Annotated in this window: 17 protein-coding genes; 5 read left to right on the forward strand and 12 right to left on the reverse strand. The window is 39.3% G+C overall.

Annotated features, from left to right (window positions below; genetic code table 11):
• Window positions 1-80: 80 nt before the first annotated feature.
• Both bglA and CEF16_RS13575 read right to left on the reverse strand, forming a co-directional pair.
• The gene (gene bglA / locus CEF16_RS13570; protein ID WP_091583522.1) at window positions 81-1,520 is read right to left on the reverse strand and encodes a 6-phospho-beta-glucosidase BglA; all 1,440 of its coding nucleotides are present in this window, start codon (window positions 1,518-1,520) and stop codon (window positions 81-83) included.
• A gap of 13 nt (window positions 1,521-1,533) precedes the next feature.
• The gene (locus CEF16_RS13575; RefSeq protein WP_091583519.1) at window positions 1,534-3,441 is read right to left on the reverse strand and encodes a beta-glucoside-specific PTS transporter subunit IIABC; all 1,908 of its coding nucleotides are present in this window, start codon (window positions 3,439-3,441) and stop codon (window positions 1,534-1,536) included.
• Between the two features lie 168 nt (window positions 3,442-3,609).
• On the opposite strand from CEF16_RS13575, the gene CEF16_RS13580 reads away from it, so the two are divergent.
• Both CEF16_RS13580 and CEF16_RS13585 read left to right on the forward strand, forming a co-directional pair.
• The gene (locus CEF16_RS13580) at window positions 3,610-4,320 is read left to right on the forward strand and encodes a GntR family transcriptional regulator (protein ID WP_091583517.1); all 711 of its coding nucleotides are present in this window, start codon (window positions 3,610-3,612) and stop codon (window positions 4,318-4,320) included.
• 1,203 nt (window positions 4,321-5,523) lie between these two features.
• On the forward strand, window positions 5,524-5,940 hold the full coding sequence (locus CEF16_RS13585) for a hypothetical protein (RefSeq protein WP_245917866.1): 417 nt from the start codon (window positions 5,524-5,526) through the stop codon (window positions 5,938-5,940).
• 51 nt (window positions 5,941-5,991) lie between these two features.
• On the opposite strand, the gene cysC is transcribed toward CEF16_RS13585, so the two are convergent.
• The 6 genes from cysC to CEF16_RS13605 form a co-directional block, all read right to left on the reverse strand.
• On the reverse strand, window positions 5,992-7,818 hold the full coding sequence (gene cysC, locus CEF16_RS13590; protein ID WP_091583512.1) for an adenylyl-sulfate kinase: 1,827 nt from the start codon (window positions 7,816-7,818) through the stop codon (window positions 5,992-5,994).
• Window position 7,819: 1 nt separating this feature from the next.
• On the reverse strand, window positions 7,820-8,719 hold the full coding sequence (gene cysD, locus CEF16_RS13595; protein WP_091583509.1) for a sulfate adenylyltransferase subunit CysD: 900 nt from the start codon (window positions 8,717-8,719) through the stop codon (window positions 7,820-7,822).
• A gap of 285 nt (window positions 8,720-9,004) precedes the next feature.
• Window positions 9,005-9,469 (reverse strand): transposase, encoded by a 465-nt coding sequence (locus tag CEF16_RS24440; protein ID WP_245917867.1) that lies wholly within the window; start codon window positions 9,467-9,469, stop codon window positions 9,005-9,007.
• An 18-nt stretch (window positions 9,470-9,487) separates the two neighbouring features.
• On the reverse strand, window positions 9,488-9,928 hold the full coding sequence (locus CEF16_RS24445) for an IS110 family transposase (RefSeq protein ID WP_245917868.1): 441 nt from the start codon (window positions 9,926-9,928) through the stop codon (window positions 9,488-9,490).
• A 144-nt stretch (window positions 9,929-10,072) separates the two neighbouring features.
• Window positions 10,073-10,207: a hypothetical protein gene (locus CEF16_RS24895; protein WP_281259176.1), complete on the reverse strand. Its 135-nt coding sequence runs from the start codon at window positions 10,205-10,207 to the stop codon at window positions 10,073-10,075.
• Window positions 10,208-11,029: 822 nt separating this feature from the next.
• Window positions 11,030-12,604 (reverse strand): cation:proton antiporter, encoded by a 1,575-nt coding sequence (locus tag CEF16_RS13605; RefSeq protein ID WP_091584065.1) that lies wholly within the window; start codon window positions 12,602-12,604, stop codon window positions 11,030-11,032.
• A gap of 359 nt (window positions 12,605-12,963) precedes the next feature.
• Here CEF16_RS13605 and CEF16_RS13610 point away from each other — a divergent pair, with 359 nt between their 5' ends.
• The 3 genes from CEF16_RS13610 (at window position 12,964) to CEF16_RS13620 (ending at window position 16,043) form a co-directional block, all read left to right on the forward strand.
• Window positions 12,964-13,554: a TetR/AcrR family transcriptional regulator gene (locus CEF16_RS13610; protein WP_091583506.1), complete on the forward strand. Its 591-nt coding sequence runs from the start codon at window positions 12,964-12,966 to the stop codon at window positions 13,552-13,554.
• A 104-nt stretch (window positions 13,555-13,658) separates the two neighbouring features.
• Complete coding sequence (locus CEF16_RS13615; protein WP_091583503.1) at window positions 13,659-15,065, forward strand: MFS transporter; 1,407 nt, start codon at window positions 13,659-13,661, stop codon at window positions 15,063-15,065.
• Window positions 15,066-15,482: 417 nt separating this feature from the next.
• Window positions 15,483-16,043, forward strand: a complete 561-nt coding sequence (locus tag CEF16_RS13620; protein WP_091583500.1) for an NADPH-dependent FMN reductase — start codon at window positions 15,483-15,485, stop codon at window positions 16,041-16,043.
• A 139-nt stretch (window positions 16,044-16,182) separates the two neighbouring features.
• Here CEF16_RS13620 and CEF16_RS13625 read toward each other — a convergent pair whose 3' ends face one another.
• The 4 genes from CEF16_RS13625 to hisD form a co-directional block, all read right to left on the reverse strand.
• Window positions 16,183-16,479, reverse strand: coding sequence for a hypothetical protein (locus CEF16_RS13625; protein ID WP_091583497.1), 297 nt, complete (start codon window positions 16,477-16,479; stop codon window positions 16,183-16,185).
• 411 nt (window positions 16,480-16,890) lie between these two features.
• Entirely contained in the window at window positions 16,891-17,649 is a 759-nt protein-coding gene (locus CEF16_RS13630; protein WP_245917869.1) for an HpcH/HpaI aldolase family protein, read from the reverse strand.
• 4 nt (window positions 17,650-17,653) lie between these two features.
• Entirely contained in the window at window positions 17,654-18,361 is a 708-nt protein-coding gene (locus CEF16_RS13635; RefSeq protein ID WP_091583495.1) for an alpha/beta fold hydrolase, read from the reverse strand.
• A 41-nt stretch (window positions 18,362-18,402) separates the two neighbouring features.
• The gene (gene hisD, locus CEF16_RS13640; protein ID WP_091583492.1) at window positions 18,403-19,665 is read right to left on the reverse strand and encodes a histidinol dehydrogenase; all 1,263 of its coding nucleotides are present in this window, start codon (window positions 19,663-19,665) and stop codon (window positions 18,403-18,405) included.
• Window positions 19,666-19,673: the final 8 nt, after the last annotated feature.

Below are 19,673 nucleotides of genomic sequence, written 5' to 3' on the forward strand. Positions count from 1 at the left end.
GATTGAATACAAAAAAACCCAAATAAGGCACTTTAATAAGTGTCCATTACTTAGGTTTTCATTCATCATGTGTCTTTTATTTATAACTCTTCACCATTCGTTTGAATAACTTTCTTATACCAGTCAAATGAATCTTTTTTATACCGCTTCATGGATCCTCTGCCTTCATTATCTCGATCGACATATATCATGCCGTACCGTTTTTTCATTTCCCCTGTTGTAAAGGAAACGATGTCAATGATGCCCCATGGTGTATAACCGATTAAATCAACCCCGTCATACATTACCGCTTTTTCTAAGGCTTCAATGTGTGATTTTAAATATTCGATTCTTTCTGGGTCATGGATAGAACCATCCTCTTCTACCGTATCTATCGCACCAAAACCATTCTCTACGATAAATAGTGGTATTTGGTAACGATCATACAGACGGTTTAATGTGTATCGGAGTCCGGTTGGATCAATCGCCCAGCCCCAGTCGCTGGCTTTGATGTATGGGTTTTCTACTCCATTCGGCAAGGCACCGTTAACGATGTCTCCAGTATTATCCTTTTCTACATCACTTTTTACGGTTGTTGACATGTAATAACTAAAGCCTAAATAATCTATTGTCCCATTTCTTAAGATTTCTTCATCTCCGTCTTCGAACTTGATATTATATCCTTCTCTTTCAAATTCTTTTAACACGTAGTTCGGGTAATAACCACGAACGTGTACGTCAGGGAAGAAAAACCGCTGTCTCATGTACTCTTCAGCTAACATGATGTCTTCTGGATTGGACGAATAAGGATAAATAGGAACATGCGAAACCATACCCCCCATTTTGAAATTTGGGTTAATTTCTTTTCCTTTTGCTATAGCCAATGCACTTGCGATTAATTCATGATGGCCGGCTTGATACATGACTTCTTTCGCGTTTTCACCCTCTTTTACCACTACCCCTGAATTTGTCCATAAAAACAGAGGATTGCTCACATCCATCTTGTTATTAATTTCGTTAAATGTCATCCAGTATGTCACTTTATCTTTATACCGTTCAAAACAGACTTCAGCGAATTTCACGAAAAAGTCTACTACTTTTCTATTGCGGAATCCGCCATATTCTCTAGCCAGATGGAGCGGCATTTCAAAGTGAGATAACGTAATAACAGGTTCAATGCCGTGCTTTAAGAGTTCATCCAATACCTTATCATAGAACTGCAGCCCTTCTTCGCAAGGTTCCTCTTCATCCCCTTTCGGGAAAATTCTGCTCCACCCGATAGAAGTTCTTAAACACTTTAATCCCATTTCACCAAATAGTGCGATATCTTCTTTATAGTTACTATAGAAATCAATGGCTTCATGGTTTGGATAAAACTTATCCTCTTCGATTGTTTCCGTTATTTCTCTAGATACGCCGTGCGCCCCGGCGGTCATAACATCAACAACACTAGGTCCTTTACCACCTTGATTCCAACCACCTTCGAATTGATGTGCAGCTAAAGCGCCGCCCCACAGAAAATCTTTTGGCATGTTACCCATTTTTCATTCCTCCCTATTTTACTACTGTAAATAATTTCTGGTCTAGTTTGCTATTTTCAATTTCTTCATTAATAACTTCTTCATAGTCAGCGGAATTCGTTACGATAATAGGCGTAGTGGTTTTTATTCCTTCCTTTTCAATGACTTCTCTATCAAATTCGATGAGTTGATCACCTTTCTTAAATGAATCGCCCTCTTTTACGTTTAACGTGAAATGTTTTCCATCTAATTTCACTGTATCTAAGCCAATATGAACAAGTAATTCCACACCTGCTTCTGATCGCAAGCCGATCGCATGCTTGGTAGGGGCGACCATTACCACTGTTCCATCAAATGGACCATATAATTTGTTGTCCGATGGCTGAATCGCATACCCTTGCCCCATTGCACCGGAGCTGAATACTTCATCCGGAACTTCTGAAAGTGATATTACTTTACCTATTAATGGAGCATCTATTGATTCTTCATTCTCTTGAGGTTTATTTGATGGTGAATTATCTCCACGCTGTGCTTGCTCTTCTACTAAGTTCTCACTGCCTGCTTTTTTTGCTGTATCTACCCCATATCCGAAGATTTGAATTAACGTAACAGGAAGAATAATTGCAATCACAACACCTAATAAAATCCCCCATATTGACAGTGGATAATCTGCATCTATACCATTTACAATGGTTAATGGTCCTGGCAGCCCTGCATATGCAAAGTAATAAGGATTAAAGAAACTTGCTGCTATACAACCAATCGCCCCTGAAATACAACCAAATATAAACGGCTTCTTAAATCTTAGCGTTACCCCGTAAATGGCTGGCTCTGTAATGCCGAATAATCCTGTAATACCAGCTGAAGTACTGACTTTACGCACTTCTTGACTTTTTGCTTTTAAAATCACACCAAGTACCGCACCAACTTGAGCGATAACAGCGATCATTTGATACGCCTGGAATGAATCTCGACCATATAAATCATAATTCGCTATGATCATTGGTGTGATTCCCCAGTGGACACCAAAAATAACTAGCACCTGCCAGAATGCACCAATAATAGCTCCAGCCACTGCAGGTGCGTTTTCTGCTAAGAAGTTGTACCCATCAGCAATCCAAATGGCCCCCATGGTGGTAAAAGGACCAATTAATAAAATCGTTAAAGGTACCATAATTAAAATACAGAAAAAGGGAACAAATAATGGCCTGATCACTTCGTTCATTCTCTTATTTAAAAACTTTTCCACATAAGACAAAATCCACACTAAAAAGATTGGCGGCAGCACGGATGACGTATATACCGTTTCCGTTAATGGAAGACCTAAGAAAGTAATGCTATTTCCTTCTGCAATTTGTCCTGCCATTTCTCCCCATGTCGGACTAACTAATGCCGCACAACAGGCTACTGCGATATACGTGTTTGTTTTAAAGTGTTTTGATGCTGTAATGGCTATAAAAATAGGTAAAAACACAAAAGGAGCCCATGAGATAAAACTTAACACTTCGTAGGTTCCCGTTTCTACAAAACTATCAGATAATAAGTTAATTAATATTAACGAGCCTTGCAAAATACCAGCTGCAGCTAAAATATATATAAATGGTGCAAAAACTGCTGACATCGTAGCAATAACACGATTTAATATAGTTCCTTTGCTTTCACTTTCTTCATCGGATGTTTCCACGTTTACTAAGCTGGAAAACTCCTCATAAACTTCTCCAACATGCTGGCCAATAACCACTTGGAATTGCCCGTTATTTTCTACAACTGTAATGACTCCAGGCATTTCTGATACTTCTTCTCTGGCTGCCGGCTTAGATCGCTTCAGGACAATTCTAAGTCTCGTGGCACAACGACTAACACCAAGAACATTTTCTTCTCCACCAACAGCTTTTAATATATCCTTTGCAAGTTTAGGATAATCTCTTATCTTTTCTGCCATTTCCAACCCCCTCCAACTATTATATGCTTACATTATAATTGTACCGGTATAATTTATCAATAACCTAATAAATATTTTATAAATGTAAATTTTAATTGGATGAGCATTTGAACCATTTATGTTACAATCCTATTAACGTGTCGATAAAGAAAATAATGAGGAATGCAAATGTTAAAGTATCAACAAATCGCAACCGAAATTGAAAAGTATATTGAAGATAATAAGCTGCAGCAGGGAAATAAGCTGCCAGTATTGGAAACATTAATGGCTCAATTTGCAGCAAGTAAAAGTACTATTACGAAGGCATTAGATCTATTGGAGAAAAAAGGGGTAGTCTATCAAGTTAGAGGCAGCGGAATCTTTGTGAGAAGGCATAAGAGAAAAGGATATATCAGCTTGCTTTCGAATCAGGGGTTTAAAAAGGAGCTGGAAGGGTTTCATATTACGTCAGAAGTCATTGAATTGGACGTAAGAAAACCGACAGAAGAAGCGGCTTATAATTTAAATATGAATGTCGAGGACGATGTGTATTATGTAAAAAGAGTACAGTATATGAACAAGAAAACATTATGCCTCGAAGAATCGTTTTACAATAAGTCGATCATTACGTATTTAAATAATGAAATTGTTTCGGACTCGATATTTAAATACATTAATGAAGGATTAGGGTTAAAGGTCGGTTTTTCAGATATGTTTCTTCAAGTAAATAAGATTAATGAGGAAGAAGCAAAGTATTTAGGGTTGGAAACAGGGGCACCTGGCCTTTACATCGAAACCATTTATCATTTAACCAATGGCCAGTCCTTTGACTTTTCGAAACTTACGTATAACTACGAACAATCCCAGTTTTTCATCCAGGCGAATAGTCATTTTTTATAAATAAACATTAGAAAAAGTCGTTTCTCTATTAATATTATCCATTCATTTAAAATGAAAAAAGCTGCTACCAACATGCTTGGGATAGCAGCTTTGCTTTATTCTTAATCCAAATACTCCCTAATTTGCTTCACAATCGGTTGCTTCTTCTTAAGAATATTGAGCTGTATCAAGGTTCTGGTGCTTCATATGTGCTGGAGATCCATAAAGAATAATAATGGTTCTTCTTTAAAAGTTGCGGTGGGTATCATAAACAGATCTATTTGACCGGATACATAGATTATAAATGGAGGTTATTGTGGTGAAGATAGGGTTGTCTATGTCGCGCAATAGATTAAAGCCACATGTATAATATAAGGACAAGTCGATAAGGAATTGATGGCAGAACGTACAAAAAGGCTTTCCATGTGGTTCCCTTAAAAACACAACTCCGATTTGGGCAATGAGAGACTCTTTTGATTGAAAAGAGTTTTAGTTATTTGATAATTCTAAAAGGAAATTGGCATATTTATTTCTAAGCTTCTTTACTTCTTTCGTCAATCTTCACTTCTATATAAAAAAAACGGATTGTGGTTCACTTTCTTCAGTAGTAAAGAAATTGTTTTTATAATTAATCAATCAAAAAGCCCAAACCTAATGAGTGATGAGCATTAGAAACTGTTTCGTTAACATCAAATTAAGGACAGGCTAATTTTGGGTTCTTATATTCAGCCTTTCGCTTATATACTACTTGACCTACTTCTTCTGCGCCTTTTACGGAAGGAGCAAACACTAATAGCTTCTACTGTATAGGAAAAATGATCAGAGGATTGAACTTTGACTTTTTTAATCATTAAACACACCCCCAAAACTCCCTCCAAATACTGATCCATTTTCTTCCTATTATACTTTATTTTATGGTTAAATAGTTTTAGAAAACTTCATAAAGAAAGGGAAATATATAATAAGTATGGTCTACGTTCGATACTAAATTTTTCTTCTCCATTCCATGCATAATAGGTTTCTTGATGGTGCTGAGGCGGAGTTATTGATAAAAAAGAATCCCCCCTTTAATCCCCTTTTTATTGCTCCTTTCTAAATCCTGCTTGCCTAGCAGATATTTCGTTTAATAATTGCTCCCCTTCATGAATAGGATTAATATGAAAAATACAAAAGGGGAAGTGCTTTATTAATTACAAGGGAATACTGCCAATAGCAGCCATCACATTGATATTATTGTTGATCATCGTTCTCTTTTTTACCTTTTTACGATCCCCGAGTGAGCAGGCGAAGGAAACAGTTAAAGAATTTTATAGGTATGAGCAGCAAGGGGATTTTGCTCAGTCCTGGGAGTTATTTCACTCTGATATGAAAGAGAAGTTCTCCAAAGGGCACTACATCCAGGATCGTGCACATGTGTTTATGAATCACTTTGATGTTACCACTTTTTCATTTACTTTGGATAAGCCAGAAAAAATAAAAAACTGGCAGATGAACAAAGACTCTAGTAAGTTAGAGGAAGTGTATCAGGTAAATGTGATCCAGACCTTTAAAGGGAAATACGGTAATTTTGATATATCTCAAGAGGTATATGTGGCTCAAGAAGATGAGGAATGGAAAGTTTTATGGGATTACAATAAATAATTATAAAAAGGAAGCTGCTACCTTCAAATATGGATAGCAGCTTCCTTTTTTTTAGTCCAAATACTCCATAATCTTCTTCACCACGTAATCCGTTGCTTCTTCTAAGGAATACCCGCTTGTATCAATTTCAATCTCTGGGTTTTCTGGTGCTTCGTATGGGCTCGAGATACCTGTGAAGTTTGGGATTTCTCCAGCGCGGGCTTTTTTGTACAAGCCTTTCACATCGCGTTTTTCGCATTCTTCGAGTGGTGTGCTTACGTAGATTTCGATATAGTCTTCACCGATGATTTCTCTGGCATTATTACGGTCACTTTCAAATGGCGAGATAAACGATGTAAGTGTAATCACACCGGCGTCATTCATGAGCTTCGCTACTTCTGCGATGCGGCGGATGTTTTCGACGCGGTCGCTTTCTTTGAAGCCTAAGTTTTTGTTTAATCCGTGCCGGACATTGTCGCCATCGAGCAGCATGGTGTGGTGGCCGGTGGCTACTAAACGTTTTTCGACTTCGTTGGCAAGAGTCGATTTTCCGGAACCGGAAAGGCCGGTGAACCAAAGGGTTATTGGTTTCTGTCCTTTTTGCTGAGCCCGGATGCCTCTTGTAATATCTGTTTCTTGCCATTCCACGTTTGTTGAGCGACGAAGGGAGTGTTCAATCACCCCGCAGGCTGAAGTCATGTTTGTGACGCGATCGATTAAAATAAGTCCGCCTAGTGCTTCATTGTTATCAAACTTATCGAACACCATCTTTTCAGACAGAGATATATCACATTCGGCTAATTCGTTTTTATGAATTTGATCGGCTGGAATTTCGTCTCCCGTGTTCGTGTCCATCTTATGTTTAATCGACATCACAGTACCAGGAAGAATTTTTGTTCCTATTTTCACTAGGTAGTTCCTGCCTGGGACAAGCGGAGAGTCATCCATCCATAGAATGTTTGCTGTAAACATGTCCGTCACTTGAATACGGTCGGCTGTTGTTAATACACAGCCACGAGAAACATCAACTTCACGGTCCAATTCAATGGTTGCAGGCTGCCCAACAACAGCGGAATCTACTTCTTTATCGGTTACTAGTAAACTTTTTACTTTTGCTTTTTCATTACTTGGCAGGGTGGTAATCTCATCCCCAACGGCAATATTTCCGGCTTCTACTTGTCCTTGAAAACCACGGAAATCATGGTTTGGCCGGCTGACACGCTGCACCGGCATGGCAAAGCTATCTTGTGCGATGTCTATGTGAACATCAATACCTTCTAAATACAAAAGCAATGGCAGTCCGTTATACCAAGGCGTATTGCTGGATTTTTGGGTAATGTTGTCCCCTGCTGTAGCGGAAACAGGGATAACTTCCACACTTTCAAGATTAAAACCATACGTCAACTGCTTAAACTCCTGCTTAATTTCTTCAAATCGATTCTGGTCATAATCGATTAAATCCATTTTGTTAACCGCTAAAACGAGATGTTTAATGCCCATTAACGAACAAATTCTAGCATGGCGTTTCGTTTGGGTGATAACCCCTTTTGTAGCGTCGACTAAAATAACGGCAAGATCGGCAAAAGAAGCACCAACCGCCATGTTCCTTGTGTATTCTTCGTGACCTGGTGTGTCTGCCACGATAAACGAACGGTCATCGGTTGTGAAATAACGGTACGCCACATCAATCGTAATCCCCTGCTCTCGTTCTGCCATTAATCCATCAAGAAGAAGCGAATAATCAATGTCGCCGCCGCGGCTTCCTACTTTACTATCAAGCTCTAACGCTTTTTCCTGATCGGCAAATAATAGTTTCGCATCATAAAGCATGTGTCCAATTAACGTTGATTTTCCGTCATCTACACTTCCGCACGTAATAAACTTTAATAGACTCTTCATTTTAGAAATACCCCTCTCTCTTGCGTCGTTCCATGCTGCCTGCCGCTTCTTGGTCAATGACACGGCTGGTCCGTTCAGAAGAAACGGCACCAAGTGTTTCTTCAATGATTTCTTCTAACGTATCCGCATCGGATTCAACACCGCCAGTGAGAGGGTAGCAGCCTAATGTCCGGAAGCGAACGCTTTTGTTTACAACTTCTTCGCCCGGCTCTAATTTCATGCGGTCATCATCCACCATCACGATATTTCCATCGCGATAAACAACCGGTCTTTCTTTTGCAAAATACAACGGCACAATGTCAATATTTTCTTTTTTGATATATTGCCAAATATCTTTTTCCGTCCAGTTAGAAAGCGGGAAAACACGCATGCTTTCGCCTTTTTGAATGCGGGTATTATAAAGCTTCCACATCTCCGGCTTTTGGTTTTTCGGATCCCACGCATGGTTTTTATTACGGAACGAAAATACACGCTCTTTTGCGCGGGATTTTTCTTCATCACGGCGTCCGCCGCCAAATGCAGCAGTGAATCCATATTTGTCCAAACCTTGTTTTAAAGCTTGTGTTTTCATAATGTCCGTGTAGGCAGAACCATGGTCAAACGGGTTCATCCCTTGTTCCACACCTTCTTGATTGGTATGTACAATCATTTCAATCCCTAGTTCTTCCGCCTTACGATCCCGGAATTCTATCATTTCTTTAAACTTCCAAGTTGTGTCAATATGCATGAAAGGAAACGGCGGTTTCTCCGGGTAAAAAGCTTTCATGGCTAAATTCAGCATCACAGAGCTGTCTTTCCCGATCGAATAAAGCATCACCGGTTTTTCACATTCTGCGGCTACTTCTCGAATAATGTATATCGCTTCGGCCTCCAGCTGGTCAAGGTGAGTTAGTTCCTGCATCAAAATGCGCCTCCTCTATAAATGATATTTTTAATCATTTTTAATCACGGCGTTTTCCGTTAATGCAAGTATACCATATAAGAATAGTCGGGTTAATTGTTTTTTTAAAGGAAATATTTATTCTTCGTCTCTATGTAAAGATAAGGTTGGAGTGTAATGTACAAAAACTCTTACAATATGACGGTGAGACAGGCAATCAATAATCAATTTTACGGTTTTCACCTTTGCCTCCGAGCCCTATATCATTCCCTTTTTACATCATCTTTTTTCTAGTTTATTCGTAACTTAATCCGCACCATTCGTTTGAACTTCACCATCAAACTCATGGGAAATCCCCCAAATGAAACCTGCTAATTCTCTCGCAATGGCCGTAATGGCTTTCCCACTCTCTTTTCCGCGTCCTAATAGACGGAAATATTTTTTATGCAAGCGATTTTGAGCCTTCCATGAAATGCCCAAAATATTAGTCGGGTGTCCTTTTTGTCGTTTTTTCAACTCCCCTTTGACTGCAGGTTGATATCTATAGCTCCACGCGGCCTCTATCAACAATCTCCGTACGTGCCGATTCCCTTTTTTGGTTATGCTACCTAATCTCCGGCATTCCCAACTGGAACTTTCACTTGGTACCAGCCCTGTGTATGCCATAAATTGTGTTGGAACCTGGAATCTCTTAAAGGATCCGATTTCCGCAGCCAAACTAGTCGCTGTAATAACGGCTACTCCTCGTAATGTCATAAGAGTTTGAATCATTGGGGCATGAACACCTTCTTACGCTTGCTCTTCAATTTCCTTTTCCAATACGTTTAATCGCTGCTGAAACTCTTTTAGTTGCTGCAAATATTCTTGGAATACCACCCGGGATGCCGATCGTTTAAATGTCAATTTATCCAGCCAATCCCAATATTTTACTGTCCATTTTTTTGTGCCTCTAGGCGGTTTGATTTCATTTCTTAGAAGGAATTTTGTTAGTCTATGCTTAGCTCTTAACCCATCTTCTTTTACATCCTCCCGTGCTCGAACTAAATCACGTAAGGCCTCATCATCTTCTGTTGGTACATAGATAGGTGTCAATTCTCCGGCACGATAAAGTTTGGCAAGATTAATAGCGTCGCGTTTGTCGGTCTTTACACGATCGCCGGGCTTCTGTGGGATCAACGATGGGGCAATGACTTCACATTTAAACCTACGTATTTTGTCCATATCATTCATATTACTAGCTCCTTTCGTATTGTAGCTCTGCTTTGGTAATGTTTACTAGTCATTTAGTATTACCAAATTAATTATCTACGTTGTTACGATTAGGGGCTAGTTTCGTTCATGATAACTTTGATCCTTTAACAAAGTTAAATATTCCTAAAGTACGAGTAAAAATGCATGCCCATCTTCGTATCTAATATTTTCAATTTCGACACCCTTTACTTTATAATCTTGTTCCTTTAAGTAGTTAACCTTCTTCATATAAAACTTTTCCGCTTCTTCTTCGCTCAATGTCGTACCGTCTGTAGGATTGTAAAAGATTATATTTAAAGCAATGCGTGTTTTTGTTCAATATTGTTGAAATAAGCTCCAACAATAGGTACTTTCCCAAAACAAGGAGAGTATCTTTTTGTATGCTTCCCAAGGTATAAACTTTTTCTATTCAACTGATCAATTAAATTGTTTATATATTAAGATTGAGGGTTATTCAGGGTTAATCAAAAAAGTAGTAATGCAAAAAGCCCCTGCTGATTATTGATGCCAAGCAGGGCTTTTAGCTTTTCTTGTACTAGAGAAAAATATCTATTAGTACTTATACAAATTGTTCTAAAGCACAGTAAAAAAAGCTCAAGCGCCTTGCTCACGAGCGAAAAGTTCTGGAGGGCCGGGGTATATGGAGAGCTCATCTTTGCTCTTATTTGTTTCTGCTTGGATGATGAAAAGAGAATCTTCGGAATAACGCCTCTATTTTCAGTGGTAATTGATGCTCTTTTTTAATCTCGATGCACTCGCTGTTTGAAGAACAAATACTATCCGTAAACGTCCATTTACTTGCCCACAATCAACACTTACTCGCCAAACGCTGAAGAAATAGCTATTAGAAAAACTCGAATTATCGTGAGTCCTTATGGCGAAAGTCGTAGTTTTACTTATACTGTTCACAAATAAATTTATACATTCCTAACAGTACTTTCTAACAACAACCCGTGAAATTCCCTTATTTTTCCCAAATTCCTCAGTATATGCTTTTCCAACAACTAGATTCTTTAGACTCCTAAACTGTATAACCTTTTCTCTTACAATAGGTGTCCATAAAAATCCCTTCCTTTGTTTTTACTCACTCTCTAATTCAACCAGTTTGTTTGTAATAATGTCCTGTTCCTTTTCCCCTACTTCACTAGAAATAATGTCTTCTTTTAATAAGCGCCCAATGGCTTCATGCTGAGCATACAAAGAATGTTTTCTTAACGTGATCTGCTGTTTTTGTTTTAGTTCTGAATGTTTTCGAAAAAGCATTTCCATTTTATCTTGTGATTCGGTAATTTTTTGTTGGTATTGTTCGAGTATTTCTTTTGTTACAGCTTCTGTCATGTACAAATTCTCTTTTACTTTGACTATTTCTAAGGTAGCATTTTTAAATCGATACACGCGTGCTATCAGTTCTTCAAATTCTTTATGTCCCTCTTCTTTTTTATTTACCCCTAACCAAGAGATGAGCGGTTTAATCGTTAGACCCTGGCCAACTAATGAAAATAACACCACACTAAAAGCCATAATCAACACTTCTTCTCTGCCTGTAAAATCTCTTGGCAGACTCAGAACCAACGCGATGGATAAGGACCCCTTTAAACCGCCCCAATTTAAAATATGCATCCATGAGCTAGGTACTTTTTTGATAAACCATAAGCTTGTGTACACTGCCACACTCCTGGCTGCAAGTACAATTAGAATGGCTGTAAATATAAGCCCCCACTTCTCCATAATGTCTATTCGTGTAATTTCTAAACCTACCATTAAAAAGACAAGGGAGTTAGCAAGTAATGCAGCTACGTCCCAAAAGTTATTAATATTCAACTTGGTGGCAGGACTCATTCCAATTTTCGCTCCGTAATTTCCTAAAATAAGTGCTGACACCACAACAGCAATAACACCAGATGCATGGAAGGTTTCAGCGAGTAAGAAGGACCCGTAAAAAAGAATGATACTGAAGATAATTTCCAACGGGTAATCATCAAAGTATTTCGTCAAGAGTGAAAATACATACCCCAAGGTTCCTCCAATAATAAAACCGAGTGAAACCACTTTAATGAATTCCCATAATCCATAACCTGCCCCTGCCCAGCCAAGGTCCAGGTAGGAGAGCAGAGAAAAAGCTGATATATTAAAAAGAACTACGGCCAGACCATCATTAAATAAACTTTCCCCTTCAATCACTGTTGCAAGTCTATCGGGAACACCAACGGTCTTAAAAATCGAGAGGACACTGACCGGGTCTGTAGCACTCATGACTGCTGCAAACACAAAGGCTGCCGGAATAGTGAAATGCAACAGCCACATGGATGAAAAACCAATAATCATAAATGATAAAAGGATTCCAATTAATACTAGAGCTAGAATAGGCTTTTTATTTTTATTTAAATGTGAGAACGGGAGTTTCAATGCTGCTTCACCTAGTAACGCGGGTAAAAATAAAGTAATCACAATAAAATTAAAAACTTCCCCTTCTGTGATAACTTGAATTAGAGGGTTTAATACCGGTATGTTTATCAGTCCAATAATGGTTCCTACAACGACAAGCGCGATAGGGTAAGGCTGTTTAAATTTTTTTGCCACAGCGGTAATACCCGCTGCAATCATGACTAAAATAAGGCCTAATGAAAAGATGTGATGTAAATCTAATTCCTCCATCATTTTCCTCCCGTTTAAACGAAGATCCTTTCCGTTCCATTTATTTTCACCAAAAAAACAAAAATTAAAATGTTCAGCACATAAATAAGTACAATACATCTCCCGAGGTTTTTTCACGCATATTTCTCCTATCAGGAAGCTAGGAAGGCTTATGATTATATTGGTTGGTATTCCCTTTTATTTCTTTATACCGCCTATTTACAAGGGGATAAGCTGGTCAAAATTCGTATTGGAGACCAAACCTTTGATAACGGAAAAAGATATTTTCTATTCTTTCGGGTCATTTTGTTGACATCACGAATAAGATGTAATATATTAATGTCAGTAAACACTGACATTATATGAATGAGGGTAATAAAATGAATAGTAATAAAAAGATGGATACTTCTGAAAAGATTATGATGGCAGCAATCGATCTTATGGCGGAACATGGGTACAACGGAGTATCTACGCAAGAAATTGCAATCAGGGCTGGATTTAGTGAAAAAACGCTGTTTCGGCACTTTCAAAGCAAACAAAACTTATTAGAGACCGCCTTTAATCGTTATCATTATGCTGAAGAAATGAAAGACTTGTTTATGAAAAAAATCGTATGGGATCTTCATACGGACTTGTTCATGATTTGTCGCAGCTATCATAGGATTATGTATCAGAATCGAAAATTGATCAAAATTAGTGCTAAGGTGGGTGATACTCTCCCAGGATTTCGCGAAAAAACACATGAACACCCTCAGCAGTTAAAAGAGTTCTTAACAGGATACTTTGAAGAAATGAATAAAAAGGGAAAGATCATTGAAACAGATTTTGAAAGCAAAGCCATTGCATTTTTGTATATGAATTTTGGTACAGCGATGGGCAGGATGAACAATGATCCCATACTCACTAATATCCCTATCGAAACTTTCATTAAAGAAAGTGTTTCGATCTTTACTAGGGCTTTAACCCCCTAGTTATTTTTTCAACACTAATGTCAGTCAGTGGTGACATACATTTAAATATGAACGGGGGGTGATATTGCCAATTAGTTTTTGTTAAAGAAGGGAGAATAAAAGAAATGGAGTATGGTGTACAGCAACAAACTGAAGAGAAGTTGATGAGGGTTGTGATGTTCACTCTTGCCCTTTCAGCTATGAGTGTATTGATGTTTAATTTTGTCCTCCCTCAAATAAGAGAAGAGTTTGGTCTCACGAATGCCCAAGTAAGCTGGGTCACATCATCGTATGCCTTGATTTATGGTGTAGGGACAATTATTTATGGGAAACTCGCAGACCGTTACAAACTTAAGGACCTATTGACTATCGGATTGTTATTTTTTGCGGTTGGTTCAATGACCGGACTTACCTCCCAGACTTTTTGGATGGTCCTTGCCGGGAGGTGTATCCAGGCAATGGGAGCAGCTTCAATACCTGCAGCAGCTATGCTTATTCCGGTCCGCTATTTTCCGCCGGAACGACGTGGTTCAGCTATGGGGATGGTATTCGTCGGGTTGGCCATTGGAAGTGCACTTGGCCCGGTTATTTCTGCATTAATATTAAGTTTTGTTCATTGGCGGTGGTTATTTTGCATTCCTTTTTTCATCTTGATTACGTTGCCTTTCTACCGAAAATATTTAGGGGATGAGCGTGGTGATCACAGAAAACTTGACTGGATAGGAGGAGGGCTGCTAGCTGCTGGAGTAACTTTACTGTTACTAAGTGTTACCGTTGGAGAATGGTTGTTCGCTATTGGCGGAGTGTTGTCTGTTGTGCTTTTCCTTATACGAATTTGTTTCACCTCCGATCCGTTCATACAACCTTATCTTTTTACAATCAAGAGCTATACAATTGGGCTGACAATCACTTTTCTAATAAGCGGGATTGGTTTTTCCCTCTATTACCTTAGCCCTTTACTTTTGGCAGATATCCATCAACTTCCGCCCAGCTGGATCGGTTTTGCACTTGTTCCGGGGGCCGCAGCCTCAGCCATCCTGGGGCGAAGCGGGGGAAGATTGGCAGACTTGAAAGGCAATTCGTATTTGTTCTTTATAGCCTCCATGCTGCTTGTATCTTGTTTTGTTTTACTATCAACATTTACAGGGGTATCCCCCGTGTTCATAGCGATCTTTTTGATACTTGGTAATGTTGGGCAAACCTTCATGATGATAGCGATGTCCAATTCAGTATCGATGACCCTGTCAAAGGAACAGGCTGGAGTAGGAATGGGACTATTAGCAATGTTGAATTTTATTGCAGGCGGGATAGCTGCGGGGGTTTACGGGAAAATGGCGGACCTTGGTGCTGTCAGACATTGGAACCCAGTACATTACTATTCAAACGGTGCCATTTACAGCAATATATTTCTCATCCTCGCTACGCTGCATGTAGGCGTCCTTTCGCTTTACGTTATTCAGTTCAACAGGGGTGTTTTTTCTCGTTCTAAAATTGTCAGGGAAAGCAGTATTAATTGCAATGTCAAAGAATGATCATTGAACTGCCACCACTTAGCTAACGCTTGAAGTGATGGATTCCTGCGAACACTCTCGTAACCGAAGTTATTTTAGCAGGCTGACTCCGCAGTCCCTGCGGTTAATACTCATCGTTCTTACGTTGAACTCAACCTTCCTGCCTCCTGCTTGGTTTTCGCTTTTCAGCAGAGAGAAGCGGTTGAACGTTGAAGATTTCACCTGACAGACGAATTTCCTGTCAGAACCCCATATCTTCCGTTTTCAAAGAGCAATCTGTACAGGAATATGATACCATACGAACGCTTGTTTCGCTATGCAAAAAGGCGATTTATCTCCCCCTTATTTTTGGGCTGCGCCCTGTACAAAATGGAAGAGGGAGTCTTCTCGCCTAAAACGATAAAAAAATTCTAAATTGAATTTAGGGAGGAATACATTATGCAAAAAATAGCTATCATCATCGGAAGCACAAGACCGGGACGAAATGGTGAGGAGATCGCCAGGTGGGTGCACAAAATTGCAAAGCAGCGAGCTGATGCCGATTTTGAGATTGTCGATATTGCAGACTATGATCTTCCCCTGCTGGATGAGCCGATGTCTCCGGCTTCGGGTCAATATACCAAGCCGCATACAAAGAAATGGTCCAGAAAAATCGCTTCCTTCGATGGCTATATCTTCGTTACACCTGAGTATAATCATGCTACTTCCGGGGCACTCAAGAACGCAATCGATTATCTATATAATGAGTGGAACAATAAGGCTGCTGGTTTTGTAGGATATGGTGCTGCAGGAGGTATCAGTGCAGTTGAGAATCTTAGGCTGATTATGGGTGAACTTCAGGTGGCTGACGTACGCGCCCAAGTTCGACTTTCGCTCTTTACCGATTTTGAAAATTTTAGTGACTTTAAACCTGCATCTCATCAGGTATCTTCCGTTGATACGATGATGGACCAGGTAATCGCCTGGAGCGATGCATTGAGTATTCTACGAAATAAATGATAACCAATATTCGAAGCTTCTCTTTTAAAAGAGAGGCTTCATTTTCTTTATACCAATATTTCATGTGGTCGATTACAGTAAATCCCCTCTTTCATTTGCCTATAAAAGATCTTGAAATGACAGACAAAAGAAAAAGACCTTATTTTTTAGGTCTTGAAAAGTCTCCCGAAATGCGTCTAGCAGCGTCTTCTGCATTTCTATTTCTAAATTCTGCTGTGCTGCTGGGCGTCTTCACTTTTACTTTCCTGTTTACTTCATCTTTCCCCTGTTTTTTTCGGTTCTGTGCAAGCTGGAATAGTTGTTTTAATTGCTTTTCATAAATGGCTGCTGCTCTAGGTGAGGGGGAGCGAAGCATTTTATTACGAAGGTACTCAGCTTTTCTTAGTTCTCTAGTGCTTAAATAATCAGCAGCGGTAAACTTCCCCTTAGAAGCCATCTTGTATCACCTCATTGACTGCCTTTTATCCTTTTCCCTTCTGTATCCTATTCACGGCAGGAGTGATTTATTCCAACGAGAAATAAGTAAAAGATTATATTTAAAGTAACGCGTGCTTTTGTTTAATAATGTTGAAATAAGCTTCAATAATCAGGCACTTTCCTTAACTTTTGTATGTTTTTCAAGGTATAAGCTTTTCCTATTCAACTTATCAATTAAATTGTTTACATCTTAAGATTGAGGGTTATTAAGAGTTAATCTTGTCATTTGTTAAAAAGGTGGTAGCCCAAAACGATACATACAATAAGGAATAAAAAGCCCCTGCTGATTAATTTAGAGTGAACTAATTAAATGAGAAACAGGAAAAAAAGACTGACTTGAATATCATTCCAAGTTCAGCCTTCCCCGGTTTTATAATAAATGCTCTTGATTTACTTCATCCAGCGCATTCTTAATAACAGTTGTTAGAACAACAGAGACGAAAGAGGCTCCGTTGTTGATTTGTTCCTTTATGCTGCCTTTTGAAGAAGCAATCGTTCCCACAGGCATCCCGGCTTTTTTACTTTTTTTATATAATTCACTAATTGTTTTTTGAACCTCAGGATTATTGCTCCCATTTTTATAACCCATATTTACTGATAAATCGGTAGGACCAATAAATACCATATCAATGCCAGGCACGTTTATAATTTCTTCAAAATTCTCTACTCCTTCTGGTGTTTCAATTTGAACAGAAATGAAGGTATTTTCATCCGCTATATCCATAAATTCTTTTCCGCTCTTATACCCATAACCGCCTGCCCGCATGGAGAAAGCCGTTCCTCTTTTTCCCTTGGGAGGATATTTCGCTCGTTCCACAACAATTTCAGCATCTTGTTTTGTATTGACCATAGGCACTTGAATACCAAAAGCTCCCCGGTCTAGTGCTTTTTGAATACTTGATTGATCATAATTTGTCCTAACAATCGGAACGAGATCTACTAATAAAGAAGTACGGATGAGCTCTTCAATTTCCGACCAGCTATATGCCCCATGCTCATCATCAATAACAATGAAATCATATCCCGCATAACCCAGCATTTCAATAAGAGCTGAAGAATAAAGGCTGGTGATTACCCCGACGGTAAGTTCCCCTTTTTTCAATTTCTCTTTTACTTTATTTTTTTGCACGCGCTTATTCTTCCCTCCTGTTCTCTTGAAGCCAATAATGCATGACTGCAGTTAATGCTTCGGGTTGGTCAATAGTACTTAAATGGCCGCAATTATCTATAAATATCAATGTAGAATGAGGTATTTCATCTGCCATCTCCTCGTGCATTTCCATAGAACACAAGGCATCCTGCTTACCTGCTGCAATAAGAACTGGGCAGGAAATGGCAGAGAGTACTTTCATTCCATCAGGTCGATTCATATTTGCATATAGCTGGTTCGAAAACCCTGTTAGGCCAATACGTTCACACATACCTTTTATCAGCGAAACCGTATGTTCATCGCTTTTTTTGTTATGCAATAGCGGTGGAATAAATTGATGAGTGATTACTTCATCAAATTGATTATTATCTAACATTCTCTGTTGACTTTTCCACGTCTGTATTTGTTCATCTGCTGCTGCATGTGGATTTGTATCTAGTAATGCAAGCCTTGTTACTCTATCAGGCTGTTGTTTCATTATTTCCATCGCCACGATCCCACCAAGAGATAAACCAGCTAAGGCGAATCTGGTTGGAAATTCATCGAGTATTCTTGATGCCATCGCTGCTACCGACCTACCTTTGGAAATATCTGCAACATAAACATCTGTGAAATGAGAAAAGCTTCGTTTTTGATGTTCCCACAGTTTTTCGTCACACAGCGTACCCGGAATTAAAACAATTGGTTCCATTCACACCCCCCCGCTTTTTTGAATACGTATACAAAAATAAACTACCGATTTTCAGGCATTCGTACTTCCGCCGACAAACGATGACCTTCTAACCCTTCAATACCAGATTGCTTCACAGCATGATCGGCCAATAAATCAACACCTGCTCCTTTTATCTCTTGGTGAGTTACTACTTTGACATAGCTTCCTGCCCACAGACCTCCTGTGTACCTGGCAGCTCGTTGTGTTGGTAATGTATGATTGGTCCCGGATACTTTATCTGAAAACACGACAGAACTATCATGGTCCAGAAATAAAGAGCCGTAATTTTTAAGACGATCCATTAACTGTCTGCTATTGTCCATGTGAACATGGAGATGTTCGATGGCATAATCGTTGCAGATATCTATGCTTTCTTCTAACGACTCTGCTATGATGACCTCCCCCATTTTCTCCCAAGAATCATGAGCAGGAGAGGTTTCTGAGAAGTCTTTTAGAAACTTATCAACTTCCTGTATGGTCTTTTCTGCTGTACCTTTAGAGGTTGAAACTAAAATAGCCCTGGCATGAGGGTCATGCTCTGCCTGTGCTAAAAGATCGGCTGCACAAACTTTGGGTTCAGCTGATTCATCTGCCAAAACGAGTACTTCACTTGGCCCTGCTATTAAATCTATACCTACTTTACCAAAGACCTGCCGCTTTGCTTCTGCAACAAACCGATTCCCCGGCCCTGAAATGACATCTACTTCCGGAACTGATTCTGTTCCCACAGCCATCGCAGCTATAGCTTGTGCTCCTCCGATTGCAAAGATATCCGTAGCTCCTGAACAACGAAGTCCGTATAAAACGGCAGGATGTATGCTCCCGTGGTAATTTGCCGGACTGCAGGCTACGATCTGCTTAGCACCTGCTGCTTTTGCCGGTGCGACTACCATAGGACCGGATGAGAGAAGAGGAAAACGCCCTCCTGGAACATAGGCTCCCACTTTTTCTACTGGCAGGATTCGATGTCCCATTTTTATCCCTTCCCCAAATTCTTTTTCCATCGGCTTCAAGCATTCAAGTTGAGCCTCTGCAAAAGCCGAAACCCTGTCTACTACACGGTCAATTAGCTTTTTTTCCTCAAATGAAAGTGTGCTTATGCTTTCTTCGATTTCCTTCTCTTCCAATTTCAAAGGACGAACAGATTGACTCAATTTTTCTTCATATTCTTTTACGGCAGCATCACCTCTAGTTTTTATATTTGAAATAATATCTTTTACTATTTTTTCTACTTCTTCTGAACCAGATTCTACTGGCTCCTCAGCCTTTTTTAAAAATTTCATTACCTGTG

The sequence above is a fragment of the Alteribacillus bidgolensis genome, assembly GCF_002886255.1.
Classification (GTDB): domain Bacteria; phylum Bacillota; class Bacilli; order Bacillales; family Marinococcaceae; genus Alteribacillus; species Alteribacillus bidgolensis.